The organism is Vibrio chagasii (genome assembly GCF_024347355.1).
In the GTDB taxonomy this organism is placed as follows: domain Bacteria; phylum Pseudomonadota; class Gammaproteobacteria; order Enterobacterales; family Vibrionaceae; genus Vibrio; species Vibrio chagasii.
In genome coordinates, this window is record NZ_AP025465.1 from 130,338 (window position 1) to 151,322 (window position 20,985).

The 20,985-nt window shown below is 45.9% G+C and carries 19 protein-coding genes; 11 read left to right on the forward strand and 8 right to left on the reverse strand.

The annotated features are described in order from the left end of the window. Positions 1 to 43: 43 nt before the first annotated feature. Genes gspH through OCV52_RS00600 form a run of 7 tightly spaced genes read left to right on the forward strand, consistent with a single transcriptional unit; the run spans position 44 to position 5,288 of the window. Positions 44 to 637: a type II secretion system minor pseudopilin GspH gene (gspH, locus tag OCV52_RS00570; protein WP_102423538.1), complete on the forward strand. Its 594-nt coding sequence runs from the start codon at positions 44 to 46 to the stop codon at positions 635 to 637. Next, the gene (gspI, locus tag OCV52_RS00575) at positions 624 to 998 is read left to right on the forward strand and encodes a type II secretion system minor pseudopilin GspI (protein ID WP_137406361.1); all 375 of its coding nucleotides are present in this window, start codon (positions 624 to 626) and stop codon (positions 996 to 998) included. Before gspH ends, gspI begins: the two co-directional genes overlap by 14 nt. Next, positions 985 to 1,767 carry a type II secretion system minor pseudopilin GspJ gene (gene gspJ / locus OCV52_RS00580; RefSeq protein WP_137406360.1) on the forward strand — a complete coding sequence of 261 codons (783 nt, stop codon included), beginning with the start codon at positions 985 to 987 and terminating at the stop codon, positions 1,765 to 1,767. Before gspI ends, gspJ begins: the two co-directional genes overlap by 14 nt. Then, complete coding sequence (gene gspK / locus OCV52_RS00585; RefSeq protein WP_170222401.1) at positions 1,754 to 2,800, forward strand: type II secretion system minor pseudopilin GspK; 1,047 nt, start codon at positions 1,754 to 1,756, stop codon at positions 2,798 to 2,800. Before gspJ ends, gspK begins: the two co-directional genes overlap by 14 nt. Further along, positions 2,769 to 3,998, forward strand: a complete 1,230-nt coding sequence (gene gspL / locus OCV52_RS00590; RefSeq protein ID WP_137406358.1) for a type II secretion system protein GspL — start codon at positions 2,769 to 2,771, stop codon at positions 3,996 to 3,998. Before gspK ends, gspL begins: the two co-directional genes overlap by 32 nt. A 20-nt stretch (positions 3,999 to 4,018) precedes the next feature. After that, positions 4,019 to 4,507, forward strand: coding sequence for a type II secretion system protein M (locus OCV52_RS00595; protein ID WP_137406357.1), 489 nt, complete (start codon positions 4,019 to 4,021; stop codon positions 4,505 to 4,507). 1 nt (position 4,508) lies between these two features. Beyond that, complete coding sequence (locus OCV52_RS00600) at positions 4,509 to 5,288, forward strand: type II secretion system protein N (protein WP_137406356.1); 780 nt, start codon at positions 4,509 to 4,511, stop codon at positions 5,286 to 5,288. 81 nt (positions 5,289 to 5,369) lie between these two features. On the opposite strand, the gene OCV52_RS00605 is transcribed toward OCV52_RS00600, so the two are convergent. From OCV52_RS00605 to OCV52_RS00625, 5 genes are all read right to left on the reverse strand, one after another. Then, positions 5,370 to 7,907 (reverse strand): cadherin-like domain-containing protein, encoded by a 2,538-nt coding sequence (locus tag OCV52_RS00605; RefSeq protein WP_137406355.1) that lies wholly within the window; start codon positions 7,905 to 7,907, stop codon positions 5,370 to 5,372. Positions 7,908 to 8,065: 158 nt separating this feature from the next. Continuing rightward, entirely contained in the window at positions 8,066 to 8,893 is an 828-nt protein-coding gene (gene cysQ, locus OCV52_RS00610; protein WP_137406354.1) for a 3'(2'),5'-bisphosphate nucleotidase CysQ, read from the reverse strand. Positions 8,894 to 8,928: 35 nt separating this feature from the next. After that, positions 8,929 to 9,480, reverse strand: coding sequence for an ADP compounds hydrolase NudE (gene nudE / locus OCV52_RS00615; RefSeq protein WP_137406353.1), 552 nt, complete (start codon positions 9,478 to 9,480; stop codon positions 8,929 to 8,931). Positions 9,481 to 9,769: 289 nt separating this feature from the next. Then, complete coding sequence (nfuA, locus tag OCV52_RS00620; RefSeq protein ID WP_004741449.1) at positions 9,770 to 10,354, reverse strand: Fe-S biogenesis protein NfuA; 585 nt, start codon at positions 10,352 to 10,354, stop codon at positions 9,770 to 9,772. 109 nt (positions 10,355 to 10,463) lie between these two features. After that, positions 10,464 to 11,177 (reverse strand): ComF family protein, encoded by a 714-nt coding sequence (locus OCV52_RS00625; protein ID WP_171730403.1) that lies wholly within the window; start codon positions 11,175 to 11,177, stop codon positions 10,464 to 10,466. A gap of 93 nt (positions 11,178 to 11,270) precedes the next feature. Here OCV52_RS00625 and bioH point away from each other — a divergent pair, with 93 nt between their 5' ends. Further along, positions 11,271 to 12,047 (forward strand): pimeloyl-ACP methyl ester esterase BioH, encoded by a 777-nt coding sequence (gene bioH / locus OCV52_RS00630; RefSeq protein WP_137406352.1) that lies wholly within the window; start codon positions 11,271 to 11,273, stop codon positions 12,045 to 12,047. Between the two features lie 176 nt (positions 12,048 to 12,223). Next, complete coding sequence (locus OCV52_RS00635; protein ID WP_061033121.1) at positions 12,224 to 12,697, forward strand: hypothetical protein; 474 nt, start codon at positions 12,224 to 12,226, stop codon at positions 12,695 to 12,697. 125 nt (positions 12,698 to 12,822) lie between these two features. On the opposite strand, the gene OCV52_RS00640 is transcribed toward OCV52_RS00635, so the two are convergent. Further along, on the reverse strand, positions 12,823 to 15,153 hold the full coding sequence (locus OCV52_RS00640; RefSeq protein ID WP_137406351.1) for a Tex family protein: 2,331 nt from the start codon (positions 15,151 to 15,153) through the stop codon (positions 12,823 to 12,825). Positions 15,154 to 15,817: 664 nt separating this feature from the next. Beyond that, positions 15,818 to 16,300 carry a transcription elongation factor GreB gene (gene greB, locus OCV52_RS00645; protein WP_017062470.1) on the reverse strand — a complete coding sequence of 161 codons (483 nt, stop codon included), beginning with the start codon at positions 16,298 to 16,300 and terminating at the stop codon, positions 15,818 to 15,820. Between the two features lie 175 nt (positions 16,301 to 16,475). On the opposite strand from greB, the gene ompR reads away from it, so the two are divergent. Then, entirely contained in the window at positions 16,476 to 17,195 is a 720-nt protein-coding gene (gene ompR, locus OCV52_RS00650; RefSeq protein WP_004741443.1) for an osmolarity response regulator transcription factor OmpR, read from the forward strand. A 166-nt stretch (positions 17,196 to 17,361) separates the two neighbouring features. Further along, a complete protein-coding gene (gene envZ, locus OCV52_RS00655; RefSeq protein WP_004741442.1) occupies positions 17,362 to 18,657 on the forward strand; it encodes a two-component system sensor histidine kinase EnvZ in 1,296 nt (431 codons plus the stop codon). A gap of 225 nt (positions 18,658 to 18,882) precedes the next feature. Here the strand turns inward: envZ and recG are convergent, their stop codons facing one another. After that, positions 18,883 to 20,961 carry an ATP-dependent DNA helicase RecG gene (gene recG / locus OCV52_RS00660; RefSeq protein WP_137406350.1) on the reverse strand — a complete coding sequence of 693 codons (2,079 nt, stop codon included), beginning with the start codon at positions 20,959 to 20,961 and terminating at the stop codon, positions 18,883 to 18,885. Positions 20,962 to 20,985 lie beyond the last annotated feature (24 nt).

Sequence of the window (20,985 nt, forward strand, 5' to 3'; positions counted from 1 at the left end):
GCCGTTATTTGATGGTCGAACGTAAACATATGGAGTCTGCAAGGTGAAAACTACGCACAAACAGCCAGGTTTCACCTTGATTGAGATTCTTTTGGTGCTGGTATTACTTTCAGTAACGGCGGTCGCAGTGATTGCGACCATTCCTACCAATAGTAAAGATGTCGCCAAAAAATACGCTCAAAGTTTCTATCAACGAGTTCAGTTACTTAGTGAAGAAGCGATTTTGAGTGGGCTGGATTTTGGCATTCGCATCGATGAAAAGAAATCGACCTATGTTCTGATGACGCTGAAGTCTGAAGGTTGGCAGGAAGTCGAATTCGAAAAAATACCCTCTTCAACAGAGTTACCGGAAGATCTTGCTCTATCACTCAGCTTAGGCGGTGGCGCATGGGCAGACGATGATCGGTTATTCAACCCAGGAAGCTTATTTGATGAAGATATGTTTGCTGACCTTGAAGAAAAAAAGAAGCCTAAGCCACCACAGGTTTTCATCTTGTCGAGTGCTGAAGTGACACCATTTACACTATCTTTCTACCCCAACACAGGCGATACCATACAAGATGGCTGGCGTATTAAAGTGTCGGATAATGGTGTGATTCGATTGTTAGAACCAGGAGAAGAAGATGAAGAGGAATAACCGTTCTCCTTCTCGCTCTCGTGGTATGACGCTGCTTGAGGTGTTGGTGGCGCTTGCGATCTTTGCTACTGCGGCGATCAGTGTGATTCGCGCCGTAACTCAGCACATCAATACATTGAGTTATTTAGAAGAAAAAACCTTCGCGGCTATGGTCGTTGATAATCAAATGGCCTTGGTGATGCTACACCCAGAGAAGCTGAAAAAGACACAAGGTACGCAGGAGCTAGCCGGTCGAGAGTGGTTTTGGAAAGTTACCCCAATCGATACGGCCGATAATATGCTAAAAGCTTTTGATGTCAGCGTGGCAACCAGCAAGCAAGCTTCTCCAGTCGTTACGGTGCGCAGCTATGTGGTCAACTAAAAGCGTGTGGTCAACTAAGAGAATGCGGTTAGTTAAAAGCATGACGGTAAATAACAGTATGGCTCGCAAACAAGGTCTATCTTCAAAAGGGAGAGGTTTTACCTTAATTGAAGTTTTGGTCTCAATCGCTATCTTTGCCACACTGAGCATGGCGGCCTATCAAGTAGTGAATCAAGTGCAGCGAAGCAACGAGCTTTCAGCTGAGCGCAGTGCTCGTTTGAACCAACTGCAGCGCAGTTTAGTTATCTTAGATAATGATTTTCGCCAGATGGCAGTGCGACAATTTCGTACTGATGGTGAAGAAGCATCATCTAAGCTGGTTATAGTCAAAGAGTATTTATTGGACTCCGATAGCATTGGTATCGTGTTTACTCGCCTTGGCTGGCACAACCCACAGCAGCAGTTTCCTCGAGGTGAAGTGACGAAAGTGGGCTACCGTCTTAAAGAAGAGACGCTTGAACGCCTGTGGTGGCGCTACCCAGATACACCCGCTGGGCAGGAAGCGGTCATCACCCCTTTGCTTGATGAGGTTGAGGCCTTGGAGTTTGAGTTCTACGACGGAAAGCGTTGGGGCAAAGAGTGGCAAGGCGATAAGTCGTTACCAAAGGCGGTGAGACTTAAGCTGACGTTAAAAGATTATGGTGAGATAGAGCGAATTTATCTTACACCAAGTGGCACCTTAGATCAGGTTGGTGGTGATTCAAACAGTGACTCTTCAAGCCGTAACTCCTCAGACAGTAGCGAGGGGGACGGTGATGCGTCGAACTAGTCAGCCTGTACTAACAAGACGTTCGCTAGGGCGTAAGCAACGTGGTGTCGCGCTGATCATTATCCTGATGTTACTGGCGATTATGGCAACCATTGCAGGCAGCATGTCGGAACGCTTGTTTACTCAATTCAAACGCGTTGGTAACCAGCTGAATTACCAACAAGCTTATTGGTATAGCATTGGCGTTGAAGCGCTTGTACAAGATGGTATTAGGCAAAGCTACAAAGACAGTGATACGGTCAACCTAAGTCAGCCATGGGCATTGGAAGAGCAGGTATACCCATTAGATTATGGGCAAGTTAAAGGGCGTATTATTGACGCACAATCTTGTTTTAATCTCAATGCATTAGCTGGAGTAGCAACCACTTCCAGCAACCAGACACCTTATTTAGTGACAGTTTGGCAGACCTTATTGGAGAACCAAGACGTCGAGCCTTATCAAGCTGAGGTGATCGCGCATTCAAGCTGGGAATTTGTCGACAGCGATACTCGAGCAACCTCTTCGGCAGGCGTCGAGGACAGCACCTATGAGGCGATGAAGCCACCTTATGTCGCAGCAAACAGTTTAATGGCGGATGAGTCTGAGCTTAGAGCGGTGTATCAGGTGACTGGTGAGGTCATGAATAAGGTTCGTCCTTTTGTGTGTGCCTTACCGACCGATGACTTTCGACTGAATGTGAATACATTGACTGAGCAACAAGCGCCGTTACTGGAAGCGATGTTTGCACCTGGCTTAAGTGAGTCGGATGCGAAACAGCTGATTGATAAACGCCCGTTTGATGGCTGGGACACCGTAGATGATTTCATGGCCGAGAGCGCCATTACCGCGGTCAGTGCTGAAGTCAGCAAAAAAGCAAAAGCATATTTAACTGTAGATAGTGCCTATTTTGAGCTAGATGCAGAGGTTTTAGTTGAGCAATCTCGTGTACGTATACGAACGCTTTTCTATAGTAGTAATCGAGAAACAGTGACGGTGGTACGCCGTCGTTTTGGAGGAATCAGTGAGCGAGTTTCTGACCGTTCGACTGAGTAGCGAACCACAGAGCCCAGTGCAGTGGTTAGTTTGGTCGACAAGCCAACAAGAAGTGATAGCAAGTGGTGAACTGTCTAGCTGGGATCAGCTTGGTGAGTTAACGCCTTACGCTGAAAAACGCAGTTGTATCGCTTTATTGCCGGGAAATGAGTGCTTAATTAAGCGTGTTGAGATCCCGAAAGGTGCTGCTCGCCAGTTCGATTCTATGCTGCCGTTTTTATTAGAAGACGAAGTCGCGCAAGATATCGAAGACTTACATCTGACTATTTTAGATAAAGACGCAACGCATGCCACCGTGTGTGGTGTGGAACGCGAGTGGCTGAAGCAGGCGCTGGATACTTTCCGCGAAGCTAACATTATCTTTCGTAAAGTATTGCCTGATACCTTAGCGTTGCCTTTAGAAGATCAGGGCATCAGTGCGCTGCAGATCGACCAACATTGGTTATTGCGTCAAAGCAACTATCAAGCAGTGTCGATCAATGAGGCGTGGCTAGCGATGTTCTTACAAAGCGATTGGGTTGCCTTAGATGACGAAGAGCAGTCACCAACGATTTTTAGCTACACCGCACTGCCAAGTGATGACATTCAACAGCAAAGTGGCATTGAGTGGCAAGCTAAGCCTGCTGAACTGGTGATGTCTTTACTGAGCCAACAAGCCATCACAAGTGGCGTAAACTTACTGACTGGCACCTTTAAAACCAAATCTTCATTCAGTAAGTACTGGCGTGTATGGCAAAAAGTAGCGATCGCAGCTTGTTTGCTGGTGGCGGTGATCGTCACTCAGCAAGTCTTAAAGGTTCAGCAGTACGAAGCACAAGCCGAAGCGTACCGAACGGAGAGTGAACGTATTTTTAGAAGTGTACTTCCGGGCAAGCAACGTATTCCGACGGTCAGCTACCTTAAGCGCCAGATGAACGACGAAGCTAAGAAGTATGGTGGCTCGGGTGATGGTGATTCCTTACTTGGATGGCTAGCGTTACTGCCAGAAACTTTAGGACAAGTGAAAGCCATCGAAGTGAATAGTATTCGCTACGACGGCAACCGCTCAGAGGTGAAATTGGAAGCGAAAAGTTCTGACTTCCAACATTTCGAGACTGCGCGAGTGAAACTTGAAGAGAAGTTTACCGTTGAGCAAGGGCCATTGAATCGTAATGGTGATGCCGTATTTGGTAGCTTTACCCTTAAACCCCGTCAATAAACTGCGTAAGGAGATCAGTGATGAGAAATATGATTGAGCCACTCCAAGCGTGGTGGACTTCAATAAGTCAAAGAGAGCAACGATTAGTGATCGGTTGTTCGATTCTATTGGTGCTAGGCATCGTGTACTGGGGGCTATTGCAGCCGCTTAGTCAGCGAGCTGAAATGGCACAAAACCGTATTCAAAGTGAGAAGCAACTACTGGCTTGGGTAACCAACAAAGCCAACGAAGTGGTGGAGCTTCGAGGAAGTGGTGGGATTGTTGCTAGCCAGCCTTTAAACCAATCTGTGCCTGCTTCTATGCGTCGTTTTAAGATTGAATTAATTCGAGTTCAGCCGCGTGGCGAGATGCTGCAAGTCTGGGTGAAACCTGTGCCTTTTAATCAGTTCGTAGATTGGCTGACATACTTGAAAGAGAAGCAGGGTGTCGAAGTTGAGTTTATGGACATTGATCGCTCCGATAACCCAGGGGTTATTGAGGTCAACCGACTACAGTTTAAACGAGGTTAATGTGAAACGCGGTTTATCTTTGAAGTTAGGTTTACTTTTTGGCGGCATCTTTATTGTCTTTTTCTCGGTTAGTCTGTTGCTGCACTTACCGGCCTCATTTGTGCTCAAACATGCACCGGCTGTGCGTGGCTTGAATATTGAAGGTGTTGAAGGAACGGTTTGGCAGGGCAGCGCCAATAATATCGCCTGGCAGCGTGTTAATTACGGTTCAGTACAGTGGGACTTCCAGTTCTCTAAACTCTTCCAAGCCAAAGCTGAATTAGCGGTTCGTTTTGGTCGTAATAGCGACATGAACTTGTCAGGAAAAGGGCGCGTTGGGTACAGCATGAGTGGTGCGTATGCGGAAAACTTAGTCGCATCAATGTCCGCTGCTAACGTGATGAAATATGCGCCAGCGATTCCAGTCCCGGTTGCAATTGGTGGACAGGTTGAGCTGACGATCAAGCATGCGGTTCATGCTCAACCTTGGTGTCAGTCTGGAGAAGGTACTGTGGCTTGGTCTGGTGCTGCAGTCGATTCACCTGTGGGTTCGTTGGACCTTGGGCCTGTGATTGCTGACATCACTTGTGAAGATAATACACTGGCAGCCAAGGGCTCTCAGAAGAGTGCTCAAGTGGATAGCGAGTTCTCTGCGAACGTTACACCAAATCAAAGCTACACCTCGGCAGCATGGTTCAAACCGGGTGCAGAATTCCCACCAGCCATGCAGAGTCAGCTGAAATGGCTTGGTAATCCAGATAGCCAAGGTAAGTACCAATTTAGTTACCAAGGACGTTTTTAATACTTTTTAAAAAATGAATGAGTAAAAGAAAAGGGGATAGAATTAAATTCTATCCCCTTTTTACTATTTACATGTTAATACTTAGTCAGCGTAGTATTTGCTTTCTAGCATTTTCCCTGCGTAAATTTTCTTTAATTGGAGTGATTCCAGTATTTGTCTACTACTACGAGCGGCAGGAGTAGGTCTAGCAACTGAATCAGGATCCGTTGTTGACCACTGATTTATAGGCACAAGGTCATAGCTGAGGTTATCATTAACCTCAATTTCAAATACATGCCACCATAGTTCAGCGTTACCTTCTGGTGGAGTAAACACAGTACGAATGCCATCTAAAATGACTTCTACTTTAGTTTCTCGACGTTGAATTTCGCCAGTTCTAGAGAAGTTGTATACGCCATAACGATAGGTTCCAGGAATAGTAAAGTCAGGAACGGTTACTATTTCGGGGCCGTAGCTACTTGTATCATCAACATCTAAGAAGATATTGTTGCCAGATTGAATGAAGTTCCTATTACTATAGTAAACGTGGAATCGATCGTCTTCACCATTTGGACCATAGAAGTGCGTATCTAAGTCTTCAGGTCTTTGTCCCCAGGTAAGTTGGATCTTAGTTGTAGCATCATCAAGAGTTAAGCACTCATGCGTATTAGGTGAGCTGGTATGAATAGTTTCTGTGCGACTTTGATACTGACTTTCTGCAGAGATTAGCACTCTGCTATTCTGTCTAACCGGTATTCTAAAGTTACCTTGAACATCACTATAGGCAGATGAACTGCCATTGTAGTCAATACCTTCCGAGCGAATTCTTGCATTAACAATTGGTTGGTTTTCTTTGTCAACGACACAACCGTTAATAAATATGGTTTCATAAACCCTATCAGCATTCCACGTTGTAAAGTGGGCTACTTCCCCAACGTAGAATCCATTTTCTAAAGTTGCAGTACCCTCTTTTACCCAAATACCTTGTACTTCATCGTAATAGAAGAGTGGAATTGTCGCCGGTGGATTAGCACCTGAAGCAGGGATTCGAACTCGTGCAGTTTTACCATTTGCTAATTGGAGTTCATTTCCATCACTATCAGTAAAGGTTGCAGTGATAGCTCCAAAAGATTCAATTGGAACTATTTCTCCTGAAGGAGTCTCAGTAATCATTTCACCAGGCATCAAATCAATATCTAACGACGGATCTATGACGAATAGCTCTGAATTAATTTGTCCATTTATTGCTTCCCCGTGCACGTTTACAAAGCTATGAGCCTCAACTGAAACAAGAGTTTCATTATCGACTTGTAGATCTGAAGCTACTTGACTATCAAAGCTAATATTTGCGTGAATCGTTGGTAGATATAAATTTATTGCTGTACTGATATCCGAAAATTGCTTGGACTCTGAAGCTTCAGAAAAACCTACCGCATCAGCTGAAACTATAATTGCTCTGCTGGTATCTAAATCAGTATCCAGTACCTTAATACTGTATTTACCTGATACGCCAGTATTCCCTTCAGCTAAAACAGAACCGTTATTCGATATTTTGACGATGCTGTCTGCAATCGCTGTGTTCTCATAATAGCTAGAGATTTCACCTTGTACGGTGTAGTAGAACAGTTCAGAGAGTTTGAAATTGTTTTGCGCAATTACGGCGCCATCTTCTAAGCCATCTTGAACCTTTAAAACGATGTCGTCATGAATGGTTGAGGCAAGAACAGAAGAGGATATTGTCAGGTTCCCTGTCTCTGAAACCGACAGTCCATTAGGCGCGTTGGTCAAAGAGAACTTAATATCAGAACCATTGTTTTCATCGTCTGGATCGGTGACTTGAACTTGAAAAGATAGTGATTCACCAGCTTCTACACTTAAGCTAGTAAAAGATTCTACTTGTACAGGGTCATTGATTGCTGAAATTAATACAATGCCACTATTACTGATAGTAAATTCTTCATCTGAAACATTGAATGATAAGTTCGCACTGCCATTGTAATCTTGCATTGCTGTAAGAGTAATCGAGTCACTGTTTTCAGTAATAGTTATGGCTGGGTTATCAATTGATAAGTTTGTGATTGTTAAATTACTAGAGTCTACATCTATCACATTGCTTAGAAGAGTTGCATGAGAAATAGTAAGAGCGACATCCTCATTAGTATTAAGCTGTAATGGTGTATCTGCTACCGGAGTGTCGTTGACAGGCCTGACAGTTATTGAAAATGTTTGAGTGTCAGATAGGTTTGCATCACTTGAAGCGAATGCCTTAACGGTAATCTCACCAGATGTAAGGGTACCTTCTAGTGGTGTCCATGTGAGCAAACCATCAGTGCTCAAACTCATACCAGTAGGTATATTAGTAGCAGAGTAGGCTACGGATTCTGAGTGGTTTGTCGATAGTTGATATTGGTATTGAATATCTTCTATGGCGTTTGTGCTTGCCGTAGAGTTGATCTTAAATGATGAGCTTGGTGGTGTTTGTGGACTATTATCTGAGCTGTCGCTACCGCATCCTGATAGAATTAGGGCGAGGGTACATGATGAGCTTGGTGGTGTTTGTGGACTATTATCTAAGCTGTCGCTACCGCATCCTGATAGAATTAGGGCGACGGTACTAGCTAGCAAACTAAGACGTTTCATGGAGTATCCATTCCTATTTATTTTTTTAGTCGCTTTTTATAAATAGGAATAGAATCAGTATCAAACTATTTGCATTATGAATGGTTACTCTTTGAGCTTTATTCATGTTTTATATTTTAAAGTTAGACTGAGGCCTCAATGCTATGTAATTGATAAGACTAATCTTTACCCTGTAAGATCTCGACCCATGGTAAGTCTGAATCACCCAGTACAATGAAGTTCGGGTTCTCAAGCGTCTCTCTTTCATTGTAAGAGAGTGGCTCTAATTGCGTGCTTAAGATGCGTCCACCTGCCTCTTCAACAATGCATTGTGTCGCCGCGGTATCCCACTCGCCAGTAGGCCCAAGGCGCAAGTAACAATCGACAGCACCTTCTGCGACTAAACAGGCTTTCAAAGCTGCTGAGCCTAATGGCACTAAGTCATAGTTCCAAGCGGGACTCATACGGCTAGTGATACGATTGATGTCTTGGCGACGGCTGATCGCCATTGCAATAGATTGGTTTGGTAACTCATGACGATGCGTTTTGATTTTAACGCTGTCGTTAAGGTCTGGAATCTTCCAAGCTCCCTTACCGCTGTAAGCGTAATAGCTCACACCAGAAACTGGTGCATACACCACACCCATCACCGGCTTATTGTGCTCAATTAGTGCAATAATTGTCGCGAAATCACCGCTTCTTGCGATGAACTCCTGCGTTCCATCTAATGGGTCAACCAGCCAGTAGCGATCCCATTGCGCGCGCTTTTCTAGGCTAATGTCAGCGGCCTCTTCAGATAGCACTGGGATATCTGGCGTGAGTTCACTCAGTTTTTTCGAGATCAGTTTATGCGCTGCCAGATCGGCACTGGTGACTGGCGTGTCGTCACTCTTGGTGAACTCTTCGTAATCTTTCTTTTCGTAGATCTCTAAGATGAGTTGGCCTGCGGAGCGAGCAACCTCAATCACAGAGGGTAGGAGATGAGACAAATCTTTTGTTGTTGGCATAAATATTCTCTTACTCTTCGGGGGCGCTTATGGCTTTAATTATTATTTAGCGAGCGAAGGGTCAATAGTAGGGCGGTAATACTGCGAGCTTCACAGAAGTCGAGATGCGTTAATAGCTCTTCGGCTTGAGCAAGCGGCCAGCGCACAATGTCCAATGGTTCAGGTTCATCACCTTCTAGCTTCTCTGGGTAGAGATCTTCCGCGATAAAAAGCGTCATCTTGCTAGAAAAGTAAGAGGGGGCGAGAATCACTTCCTTGAGTGGAGTGAGCTTGTTAGCACCAAAGCCAATTTCTTCTTTGAGTTCACGAACCGCAGCGTCACTTGGTTGTTCACCTGGATCAATCAGTCCTTTCGGAAAGCCGAGCTCGTAGCGTTCAGTTCCCGCTGCATATTCACGGACTAATAGAATATCGCCTTGCTCAGTAATCGGAACCATCATCACTGCGTTGCGCCCGCTAGGCTTCATGCGTTCGTAAGTACGCTCTTCACCGTTTGAAAAGCGTAAGTCGAGAGACTCGATAGAGAATAGTCTTGATTGAGCGACAGTTTGTTTAGTCAAAATCTCTGGCTTGGTCCTTTTTGTCATTGCGCTCGCTCCTTAGCTCATTGGAATTCTTTCTTATAAAGTCATTCTAATATAGGGGAAATGACCTTGAGTTCCTAGATCCGAGTTTTCATATCCGAAAATTATTGAAGCAGGAATCGATTACGATCACTTGAATACCTTACTCAAGATGGTAACGAGGTAAAAATATTGCTGGATAACAAAAGAGTATAGAGAGAACGTGGTAGTCCTAACTTGCTTATCCATATAACAAAAAAGGCTGACGCTTGCGCATCAACCTTTCAAATAGCGATTAACTCTAAATTAGAGATTAGTAGTAAGAGTGCTCACCACGATCGTGCTCAGTTGCATCACGAACAGCAGTCAGTTCACCTTCGAACTGTTGAAGAAGTTCTTTTTCGATACCTTCTTTCAGCGTTACATCAACCATAGAACAACCGTTACAACCACCACCGAATGCTACGATAGCTGCGCCATCTTCAGTGATTTCTACCAAGCTAACGTGACCGCCGTGACCAGCAAGTTGTGGGTTAACTTGTGTTTGAATTGCGTATTCAACACGTTCTAGAAGCGGTGCATCGTCTGCTACTTTACGCATCTTAGCGTTTGGTGCTTTAAGCGTTAGCTGAGAGCCCATTTTGTCAGTAACGAAGTCAATTTCAGCTTCGTCTAGGAACGGTAGGCTTAGCTCATCTACGTATGCAGAGAAGGCTTCAAATTTAAGTTCTGTGTCAGACGCTTCAATAGCATCTGTTGGGCAGTAAGAAACACCACACTCTGCGTTTTGTGTACCCGGGTTTACCACGAACACACGAATGTTTGTACCTTCAGGCTGCTGTGACAGCAGATTGGCAAAATGAGTTTGAGCTGTTTCTGTAATAGTAATATTTGACACGACGAATACCTGAGTAAATTTGTAGGCTATTAGCGCCATTCTACTCCTGTCAGATTTGTAATTCAGCCCTTTTTTGTTGGATTGCTGTACAAGTAGCGACTCACGCCAGTTATCCAGAGGGCTCAGGAGTGCGGCAGATGCAGTAAATATCAATCCTTTTCACCCCTACTTCAAGTAATAATTGGCATAATTGATACACAGTACTGCCTGTGGTTACAACATCATCAATTATCGCGACATGCGAGTAATCCATCGCTGAGAAGCTGGTGTTTTTCATCGCGAATGCACCTTTCAAATTACTTTTTCTGGCTGATTTAGTTAGCCCTTGCTGCGAACCGGTTGAACGGATGCGCTTGAATAAAACGGCATGCTCCACCTTGAGGTCTTGAGCGGTGTAACGCGCCAGTAGCTGACTTTGATTAAAACCACGATGAAAGTATCGACGCCAATGTAAGGGAACACTGGTGACGAGAGATGCTGGTTCTTCGATGCGTGACGCGAGCAAGGTCGACAAATCTCGAGCAAACCAGAATTTATCGGCATACTTCATCTGTTGGATATAGCCTGCGGTTGGAAAGGTGTAATCACCAACACAATAGAGCCGATGCCAAGGGGGTGGGGCAGCCAAGCACTCACCGCATTGCTCGACGGCTGTGACCGTTTTCAGTCCGCACCTTTGACAGCGAGGCACGAGCTCGAACAGTTTTAGGCAACTATCACACCATCGAGGGTGGTGATCATTAGGCTGTTTATCTAGCTTGCAGAGGTGACATTGAGGTGTGACCAGACGTGGTGTGTGTTTTTGTAGCCAATCGGATAACATAGCTCGCGATGCTTTTGGGTTATGGTGTTCCTTTTGCTCACCATACTGAAAAGTGCAGGTTATCGCTGATGGAAAAAGTAGGGAATATTGAGAATGAGTGACGCGTTATATTGGCATGTTTCAGGGCAGGGACCCGATTTGGTGTTAGTCCACGGCTGGGGAATGAATGGTGCAATCTGGCAGCAAACCGTAAATGCGTTAGAGGCCGATTTCCGAGTGCACGTTGTCGATTTGCCTGGTTACGGTCATAGCTCTCATTGTCATGCTCAAGATCTTGAGGAGATAGCCCAGCAACTATTGGCCGAAGCTCCTAAGCAAGCTATTTGGGTCGGTTGGTCACTTGGTGGCTTGGTCGCAACGCACATGGCATTACATCATCCCGATTATGTAAGCAAGTTGGTGACGGTTGCTAGTTCACCGAAATTCGCTGCCGCAAAAGAGCCGGTACTATGGCGCGGCATCCAACCCAACGTATTAACCGCGTTTACGGAACAGTTGGTTGAAGACTTTCAAACCACCATCGAACGTTTTATGGCCCTGCAAGCCATGGGCAGCCCTTCGGCAAGGCAAGACGTAAAACAGCTTAAGCAAGCGGTACTGTCCCGCCCATTACCAAACCCTGAATCATTATTGGCAGGACTAAAGATGCTGTCTGATGTCGATTTAAGAGAACAATTACCGGAGATTTCCGTTCCTATGCTGCGCTTGTACGGTCGATTAGACGGGCTGGTGCCAATCAAGGTCGCTAAAGATCTGGGCAATGCACTACCTCACACCGAGCAGTACATCTTCACTCAATCCTCGCATGCACCGTTTATGACGGAAGCGGATGCCTTCTGCAGTGAGCTAGTCAGTTTCGCACAAAAATAATTGCTAAATTTATCACCATCTTGGTCGATATATAATCTAACCAATGCACTGCATGATACTCAGACATCTCTCTCTCACCTGAGCAGAGTGCAGTAACTTGGGCCATGCCTGTTGTGTGTTCTCGGTACAACAGTGTTATGGCAATAGTGATGGGCGATTCTTGAGGAGAGTTCGCGATGATTGTGTCACCTGCAACTGCAGTGAGTGTGCCACTAATCGCCCCGTCCGTTAATGTGCAAACAGAGCAAGTTGCGCGTGATAATAGAGTCCGAGAGCCTGTTGCTCCCGCAGTAGCATTGGCGAGAACCAATGCAGAGCGTAAGGTAAAATCAGACGATAAACGAAGGCAGCAGTCGGCTTGGGATCCTTCAGACCATCCAGGTTATGAAATGGAGAACGAGTCAGAGGCCAATTCGGTTAGCCAAGAAGAGCCACAAGACCCTTTTGAGCGGCTGTTCAGCTTGTTAGCGCTGAGAACATACAGTGCTGACCAAGGAAAAGGCTATACCATGCGTTTCCGCCTGCCAAAGCATGTTTTAGATGCGGCGATTCAGGAGGGACAGATGGAGAAACGACGTAAGGTCATAAAGTATCATTATGGTCATGCTGTTGCGCCTCATGCTCCATCTGAAATGTTAGTCGTGCTATGAATCGATAATTCATGATTCAGCTAAATTTCGATGTCTTTTTTGAACAAATAATAAAAAACCTGCATACCCTAAGGGATGCAGGTTTTCTGTTTTAGGCGAATCTGTTTTTCAAATGCGCTATTGGATTATTTTTTCGCTTTAGCAAAAGCAGCTGCGAATGCACCGCCCATTGCGCCATTTTGTTGTGGCTCTTCACGACGGCGTTGTCCACCTTGCGAGTGTTGATTCGGGCGGCTTTGCGTGCGAGGTGCACTTGAACGTTGAGCTCGGTTGTCTTGTCCCGGCTCGTCTTTCATACGCATGCTGAGTGCAATACGTTTACGCTGAACATCCACTTCCATCACTTTCACTTTCACGATGTCACCCGCTTTAACCACTTCACGTGGATCAGAGACAAAGCGATCGGTAAGCGCTGAAATGTGCACTAAACCATCTTGGTGAACGCCGATATCGACAAAGGCACCGAAGTTAGCCACGTTTGAAACCACACCTTCTAGAATCATGCCCGGCTCTAAGTCTGAAACGCTGTTTACACCGTCGGCGAAGGTAGCAGTCTTGAACTCTGGGCGAGGGTCACGGCCGGGCTTATCTAGCTCTTTGATGATGTCGGTCACCGTAGGCACACCAAAGTTTTCATTGGTGTAATCAATGGCATGCAAGCCACGCAGGAAGTCTGTGTTACCCACCAGAGATTTGATGTCTTTGTGGTTTTTCTCAGCGATGCTTTTCACCACAGGGTAAGCTTCTGGGTGAACCGATGATGCATCGAGAGGGTTCTTGCCGTCCATAATTCGTAGGAAACCAGCACACTGTTCAAAGGCTTTTGGCCCCAAGCGAGCGACTTTCTTCAGCGTAGTACGCGCTTCAAAACGACCATTTTCATCACGGAAATCCACGATGTTCTGAGCGATGGTGCTAGAAAGGCCCGCTACGCGAGTAAGTAGTGCGGCAGACGCGGTATTCACATCAACACCTACGGCGTTTACACAGTCTTCGACAATCGCATCGAGGCGTTTAGCTAGCATAGTTTGGCTCACATCGTGTTGGTATTGGCCCACACCGATCGATTTAGGGTCAATCTTCACCAGCTCTGCCAATGGATCTTGCAGACGACGCGCGATAGACACTGCACCACGGATCGATACGTCCATGTTCGGGAACTCTTTTGCTGCTAACTCAGACGCAGAATAAACCGATGCGCCCGCTTCGCTAACAATGATCTTTTGTGCTTTTAGGTTGCCACGCTTAATCACATCAGCCACGAAGCTGTCGGTTTCGCGGGAAGCTGTGCCGTTACCAATCGCAATCAGGTCAACGTTGAACTGACGAACCATCTGCTCAACCACGTGTGCTGACTTGTCGTATTGCTTTTGCGGTGGGTGAGGGTAAATAGTCTCTGTCGCTAGAACTTTACCTGTTGAGTCCACAACAGCGATTTTCGAACCGGTACGTAAACCTGGATCCAAGCCCAATGTTGCTCGAGGGCCAGCAGGCGCAGCCATTAGCAGGTCTTTAAGGTTGGTGGCGAATACTTCAATTGCTTCGATCTCTGCTCGTTCTTTCATCGCGCCCATCAATTCGGTTTCCATGTGCATAGAAACCTTGATGCGCCATGCCCAGCTAATCACTTGCTTACGCCAAGCATCTGCAGGAGCGCTGTTTAGGGTAATGCCGTAGTGATCAGAGATGATGTTCTCGCAGTATGAACCACGTACTCCTTCTTCTTGCTCTGGGTCTGCGTTCATTGCCAGTGTTAGGAAGCCTTCATTTCGGCCACGCAGCATTGCAAGGGCACGGTGAGACGGTATTTTGCTAAGCGCTTCGTTGTGCTCGAAGTAGTCTTTGAACTTCTCACCTTCGTTCTCTTTGCCAGCCACAACACGAGCACCAAGCTCTGCATTGCGGTTCAGGTGTTGGCGAATCTTTTCAAGCAGGTTTGCGTCTTCCGCAATGCGCTCCATGATGATCGCGCGTGCGCCATCCAGTGCAGCCTTGGTATCAGCAATGCCTTTATCGCTGCTGATGAAGTTAGCTGCTTCCGTTTCCGGATCGTGCTGTGGTTCATTCCATAACGTATCGGCAAGTGGCTCTAAGCCTGCTTCAATCGCGATCTGACCTTTGGTACGGCGCTTTGGTTTGTATGGAAGGTATAAATCTTCTAGACGAGTCTTGCTGTCTGCTTGAGTGATATCACGCTCGAGTCCTGGCGTGAGTTTTCCTTGGTCTTGAATCGACTTAAGAATCGTTTGGCGACGATCGTCTAGCTCGCGAAGATAAGAAAGGCGGCTATCAAGGTTACGTAGTTGGGTATCGTCTAAGCCACCCGTAACTTCTTTACGGTAGCGGGCAATAAAGGGAACGGTGTTACCGTCGTCAATTAGGTTTACTGCGGCAGTGACTTGCTCAGAACGGACATTCAGTTCTTCAGCGATCAGTCGACAGATAGCTTGGCTCATCCGATGAATCTCTTATTTAATATCATGACAAATACATGGGGGTGAGCGTACGCTTTTTCTAGCTTTGGCTGTGTAATTATCCTGTCAGAAGTCGAATTTCCGTTTGTGATACCTGCTTTGTGCGAGATCTCTTACAAGTGATGTGAGACTAAGTCTCTTTAAATCGATGAAACTGTCTTGAAATTAACCTAAGTCACTGATTTTATTTGATTGTGTATTTTCGGGTGTATTTCCCACCTGAAATGTTTTTTGCGACTATCTAGGAAACTCGCTCAATTACCGTAATATTTAACTTGTCGACAGGGAGTTGGCAGGAACAGGAAAAAGCCTAATGGACTAGGTATCTTCAGGATGAAGATTTGATTACTTAGGATGAGTAGTCAGCAAGGAAGTAACAATCTCTGGATGAGATTCGCCAGTCAGGATGACAGGCTAGAATGGACACCGCTAGGATGGCGATGAACAAAAAGGAAATTGGTTAAAGGATTTAGCCACTATCAAGGAAAGATGCAGGGAGCACCTTATCTCGAAGAGATAAACAGTAGCCGGATTGCTGCGATAGAGACTTAACCCCGTCAGGCGAAAGCCTAGCGGGGTTTTCTTTTGTCTGGAGTTTGAGTTTGCTTGAATACTCAGCTCATCGCTAAGTATTTATTAAGTTTGGTTATTCGTTGTCTGCGTAGCGAATCGAGTTAATGAACCACTCTTTGTCGCCTTCCGGTGTTTTTACCGTAAACTCATCATCCACTTCTTTCTTGAGCAGAGCTCTAGCCATTGGTGAGTCGATAGAGATATAGCCTTTAGCATCGCCGTATATCTCTTCTGGGCCGACAATTCGAAACTTCTTAATTTCCCCATCATCATTCTCAATTTCGACCCAAGCCCCGAAAAATACCTTACCTTCTTGTTGTGGCGAGTAATCAACGATCGTGACATCAGGTAGGAACTTTCTTAAGAAACGTACTCGGCGATCGATCTGACGAAGTAAACGCTTATTGAAGGTGTAATCTGCGTTTTCTGAACGATCTCCAAGGCTTGCAGCCCAAGTGACTATCTTAGTAATTTCAGGGCGTTTCTCGTGCCATAAGTGGTCATGTTCTGCTTTGAGCTTGTTATAACCTTCTCGGGTGATAAGTTTGGTTTTCATAAATCTGACTTAATGAAATGATGATCTAAGATAGAATATATAGAAAGGCAACATACGTTAACAATTATTTAGGCGACTTTTTCTCCAATAATGTTACATTTTTAATGTATTAAACTCATTAGACTGTGCCCAAAAGCTTATAACCCAATAAGCGATTAATAGGTGGAACCATTACATGCAAGAAAACTACAAAATTTTAGTGGTCGATGACGATGCTCGTTTACGTGCACTGTTAGAGCGCTATCTGTCAGAGCAGGGCTTTCAAGTGCGTAGCGTGGCAAACAGTGAGCAGATGGACCGCCTGTTAACCCGTGAAAATTTTCACTTGATGGTATTGGATTTAATGTTGCCGGGCGAAGATGGTCTATCGATCTGTCGTCGCCTAAGAAATGCAAACAACTCGCTACCAATCCTGATGCTTACTGCAAAAGGTGATGAAGTGGATCGTATTGTTGGTTTGGAAGTTGGTGCTGATGACTATCTACCAAAACCATTCAACCCACGTGAACTGCTTGCTCGTATCAAAGCAGTATTACGTCGCCAAGTAATTGAAGCGCCAGGTGCCCCAAGCACAGAAGAATCAGTGGTTGAGTTTGGTGAATTCCGTTTGAATTTGGGTACGCGTGAGATGTTCCGCGGTGAAGAGCCAATGCCGCTGACTTCAGGTGAATTTGCGGTACTTAAATCATTAGTCACCAACGCACGTGAGCCAATGTCTCGCGATAAGCTGATGAACATGGCTCGTGGTCGTGAGTATTCAGCGATGGAACGTTCTATCGACGTGCAGATTTCTCGCTTACGTCGCCTAGTGGAAGAAGACCCAAGTAAGCCTCGCTATATCCAAACAGTGTGGGGTTTAGGTTATGTCTTCGTTCCTGATGGTAAGGCGTTGTAATTTAGTATTGAAAGCCCGAAAGCCGTTTCATTGATTCTGCGATTCAGAGCTCTCTATTTGCGGGCCATCTCATTGATATGTGATGGCCCGTTTTCTATTCAGAGCGAAGGTTTATGGTTATAGTCATATAACGCTTTGTTTTTTCTTTCAACATCTTGGGTGCCCCATGCGTATACGTAGTTCCTTTACTCAGTCGATAGTACTTTTCTTAACGTTATTGGTCGCAAGCCAAATCTTTTCTTACTACGCAGTATTTAATTACGCTTTAATGCCTAGTTTGCAGCAGTTCAATAAGATACTGGCTCATGAGCTGAATTTAGTTCTAGACCAAAGAAATAATATTGAGATTGAGGCCCCAATGCGCCAGCGCGTGCTTGAGCAATTAGGGGTGACGGTACATGCTAAAGATAGCGAAGTCGCGAACGAATATTATCACGCAGTCTCGATTGACTTGATGAGTGAGGAGATGACCAAAGAGTTAGGATCTGAGACTGAAGTGCGTCTGATTCTAGCCAAAGATAGCTATGTGTTGTGGATGGATATTGCAAAACTTCCTAATTCACTGATTCGCATACCGTTATCAGAGCTTCAAGAAGAAGACTTTATGCCACTATTTCGCAATAGTCTGATCATGGCAATGTTGATCGTTGCTGGTGGATGGTTATTTATTCGTTTGCAAAATCGGCCATTGATCGCTTTAGAAAGAGCAGCGCAGGAGGTTGGGCGTGGTGAAATTCCACCGCCATTAACGGTGCGAGGAACAAAGGAAATTCGTTCAGTGACTCGGACTTTTAATCAAATGTCTAAGGATATCCAAGAGTTAGAAGAAGATAGAACGTTGTTGATGGCAGGGGTGAGTCATGATTTACGTACCCCACTTACTCGTATTCGTTTAGCGACAGAAATGATGTCACCGGAAGACAGTTATTTAGCCGAAGGTATCATCAGTGATACGGAAGAATGTAACGAGATCATTAGCCAATTTATGGATTACCTAAAGCCAGTTGATCGAGAGTCATTTGAAGCGGTCGATGTCGATGACATTGCACGCGAGGTATCGAGTTCTGAGGGAGGGTATGAGGTACAGATTGAAACGGATATTCCGGATACCATGAAGCCTGCATTAGGCAACCCGATCGCGATGAAGCGTGCCGTGAGTAACTTGGTAGTGAATGCGCTGCGTTATGGCAATGGTTGGGTCAAGGTATCAACCGGCATGACAGCGGATAACAAACTGGCTTGGGTGACAGTAGAAGATAACGGTCCGGGTATCCCACAAGACCAGATCGGCAAGCTATTTGAACCCTTCACTCGTGGCGATACGGCTCGTGGTAGTGAAGGAACGGGGTTAGGTTTGGCGATCGTCAAGCGTATTGTTAGCCAACACCAAGGCGCAGTGGTGGTCAATAATCGCAGTGAAGGTGGCTTAAAAGCGCAGATCAGTTTCCCTGTTAAGCCCTAGTTGTCATCGGTCCGTGTGATTTCGATGAGTTTGGTTCGGGGAACTATTAAGAGATCCCCGACTCGGTCATTATTCTCTCTCGGGGATGACAAAAAATACCGTCATTCCCTATCGTGAGGAACGAACGAGTAGGGAATCTCGCTCTTGATTGAAGAAAGTAACGTGCACTAAAAAGGCTTCCTTGTGGAAGCCTTTTTACTTTGTAGGCTTGAATATCTGGGGCTATCAAGCCTTCGAATACACATCACGTTCACCTAGCCAGCGATTGATGATCGCCTTAGCGTTATCGGGATAGCTGTCATGAATATGGCGTGCGATACGCTGCACTTCGGGGATTAAACGTTGGTCTCGTACTAAGTCGGCAATCTTGAAATCCGCCAAGCCGGTCTGTTTAGTGCCAAGCAGTTCACCGGGGCCACGGATCTCTAAGTCACGCTGTGCAATCACAAAGCCATCGTTACTTTCACGCAGCACACCTAAGCGCTTCTGAGCGGTTTTAGACAGCGGTGAGTGATACAACAATACACAATGGCTTGCGACTGACCCTCGGCCTACACGACCGCGCAATTGGTGAAGTTGAGCTAGACCAAGACGTTCTGGGTTCTCGATGATCATTAAGCTCGAATTCGGAACATCCACACCCACTTCAATCACCGTAGTCGCAACCAATAGGTGCAGTTTGTTTTCTTTGAACTCCTGCATCACTGCTTGTTTTTCGGCAGGTTTCATTCGGCCGTGTACTAAACCAATTTTCACATCAGGCAGTTTTCGTTGCAGCTCTTCTGCGGTGTCTGCAGCAGCTTGCGCTTCCAATACTTCAGACTCATCAATCAGTGTGCACACCCAATAGGCTTGCTTACCCTCATTGAGGCAGGCATTACGCACGCGTTCGACGATGTCATCACGCTTGGTATCTGGAATTGCCACAGTTTGAATGGGCGTTCGACCCGGTGGTAATTCATCAATGATTGAGGTTTCGAGATCGGCGTAGGCCGTCATTGCCAATGTTCGTGGAATTGGCGTTGCTGTCATCACTAACTGGTGAGGATAGTAGCCTTGCTTAGCGCCTTTCTCACGTAGCTCTAGTCGCTGGTGGACACCGAATCGGTGTTGCTCATCAATGATGACTAAGCCAAGGTTTTTGAACTCGACGTGTTCTTGGAATAGGGCATGAGTACCGACCACCATTTGCGCTTCACCACTGCCAATGCGCGTAAGCTCAGTCTCACGAGCTTTACCTTTGAGTTTGCCCGCCAGCCAACCGACTTGAATGCCCATGGCTTCAAACCAATTGGCGAAGTTGATTGCGTGCTGTTCTGCTAATAGTTCGGTTGGTGCCATCAAAGCGACTTGCTGACCATGTTCCAGTGCGCGAACCGCCGCTAGCGCAGCAACCAAGGTTTTACCTGAACCTACATCGCCTTGTACTAAGCGCATCATTGGGTGCGGCTTTTCTAAGTCAGTTTCAATTTCTTGGGTTACGCGTGCTTGAGCATTGGTTGGCGAGAATGGTAGCTGATCCAGTAGTTTATCTTTGAGTGTATTCACGGGAGGAAGCGGCATCGCTTTATCTTGCTGTCCTTTACTGCGAACAGACAGCATCGACAGGTTTTGAGCCAGTAATTCTTCCATAATCAAACGCAGCTGGGCTGGGTGTTTACCTTCATCAAATAACTCGAGGTCGATACCCGGAGGCGGTCTGTGAATGGTATGCAGTGCTTGTGCGAGAGTAATTTGGTGGTCGTACAAACCAGACGGTAGTAGCTCATTGACGGCTGCTTTGTCGATCAGTTCTAATGCTTGGTCGGTCAGGTTACGCAGTGTGACTTGTCTCAGTCCTTCAGTGGTTGGGTACACCGGAGTTAGGTTCGCTTCCACGTCTGGTTGCTGTCTTGGAGCAAAGAATTTGTAATCCGGATGGACGATCTCAAGTCCCATATTACCACGCTTGATTTCACCATAAGCATGAACTTGCTTGCCCTCGGCAAAGTTGTTCTTCATACCAGCGGTGAAGTTGAAAAAGCGCAGTGTAATAGTGCCATTACCGTCGCTGATCTTTACCGCCAACATCTTACGTTTACCGAAAATGGTATCCACGCTCATCACCTTGCCTTGGACTGCGGCCCAGATTCCAGCGTGCAGTTTGATGATCGGATAGATTCGCGTTCTATCTTCATAACGTAATGGCAGATGAAACAGTAGGTCTTGTACATTGCTAAGCCCAACCTTTTCCAGTTTCTCTGCGACTTTAGCGCCGACTCCAGATAAAGAGTTGAGAGGGATAGCAGATAAAAGCTGTGACATAACAAGGCTCATAAACGTAAGAGT

What these genes read in the sequence shown, in the direction of transcription:
- gspI (WP_137406361.1), top strand. Translation starts at nt 624, where the DNA reads ATGAAGAGGAATAACCGTTCTCCTTCTCGCTCTCGTGGTATGACGCTG.
- gspJ (WP_137406360.1), top strand. Translation starts at nt 985, where the DNA reads ATGTGGTCAACTAAAAGCGTGTGGTCAACTAAGAGAATGCGGTTAGTT.
- gspK (WP_170222401.1), top strand. Translation starts at nt 1,754, where the DNA reads ATGCGTCGAACTAGTCAGCCTGTACTAACAAGACGTTCGCTAGGGCGT.
- OCV52_RS00595 (WP_137406357.1), top strand. Translation starts at nt 4,019, where the DNA reads ATGAGAAATATGATTGAGCCACTCCAAGCGTGGTGGACTTCAATAAGT.
- OCV52_RS00605 (WP_137406355.1), bottom strand. Translation starts at nt 7,907, where the DNA reads ATGAAACGTCTTAGTTTGCTAGCTAGTACCGTCGCCCTAATTCTATCA.
- cysQ (WP_137406354.1), bottom strand. Translation starts at nt 8,893, where the DNA reads ATGCCAACAACAAAAGATTTGTCTCATCTCCTACCCTCTGTGATTGAG.
- nudE (WP_137406353.1), bottom strand. Translation starts at nt 9,480, where the DNA reads ATGACAAAAAGGACCAAGCCAGAGATTTTGACTAAACAAACTGTCGCT.
- OCV52_RS00625 (WP_171730403.1), bottom strand. Translation starts at nt 11,177, where the DNA reads ATGTTATCCGATTGGCTACAAAAACACACACCACGTCTGGTCACACCT.
- bioH (WP_137406352.1), top strand. Translation starts at nt 11,271, where the DNA reads ATGAGTGACGCGTTATATTGGCATGTTTCAGGGCAGGGACCCGATTTG.
- OCV52_RS00635 (WP_061033121.1), top strand. Translation starts at nt 12,224, where the DNA reads ATGATTGTGTCACCTGCAACTGCAGTGAGTGTGCCACTAATCGCCCCG.
- OCV52_RS00640 (WP_137406351.1), bottom strand. Translation starts at nt 15,153, where the DNA reads ATGAGCCAAGCTATCTGTCGACTGATCGCTGAAGAACTGAATGTCCGT.
- greB (WP_017062470.1), bottom strand. Translation starts at nt 16,300, where the DNA reads ATGAAAACCAAACTTATCACCCGAGAAGGTTATAACAAGCTCAAAGCA.
- ompR (WP_004741443.1), top strand. Translation starts at nt 16,476, where the DNA reads ATGCAAGAAAACTACAAAATTTTAGTGGTCGATGACGATGCTCGTTTA.
- envZ (WP_004741442.1), top strand. Translation starts at nt 17,362, where the DNA reads ATGCGTATACGTAGTTCCTTTACTCAGTCGATAGTACTTTTCTTAACG.
- recG (WP_137406350.1), bottom strand. Translation starts at nt 20,961, where the DNA reads ATGTCACAGCTTTTATCTGCTATCCCTCTCAACTCTTTATCTGGAGTC.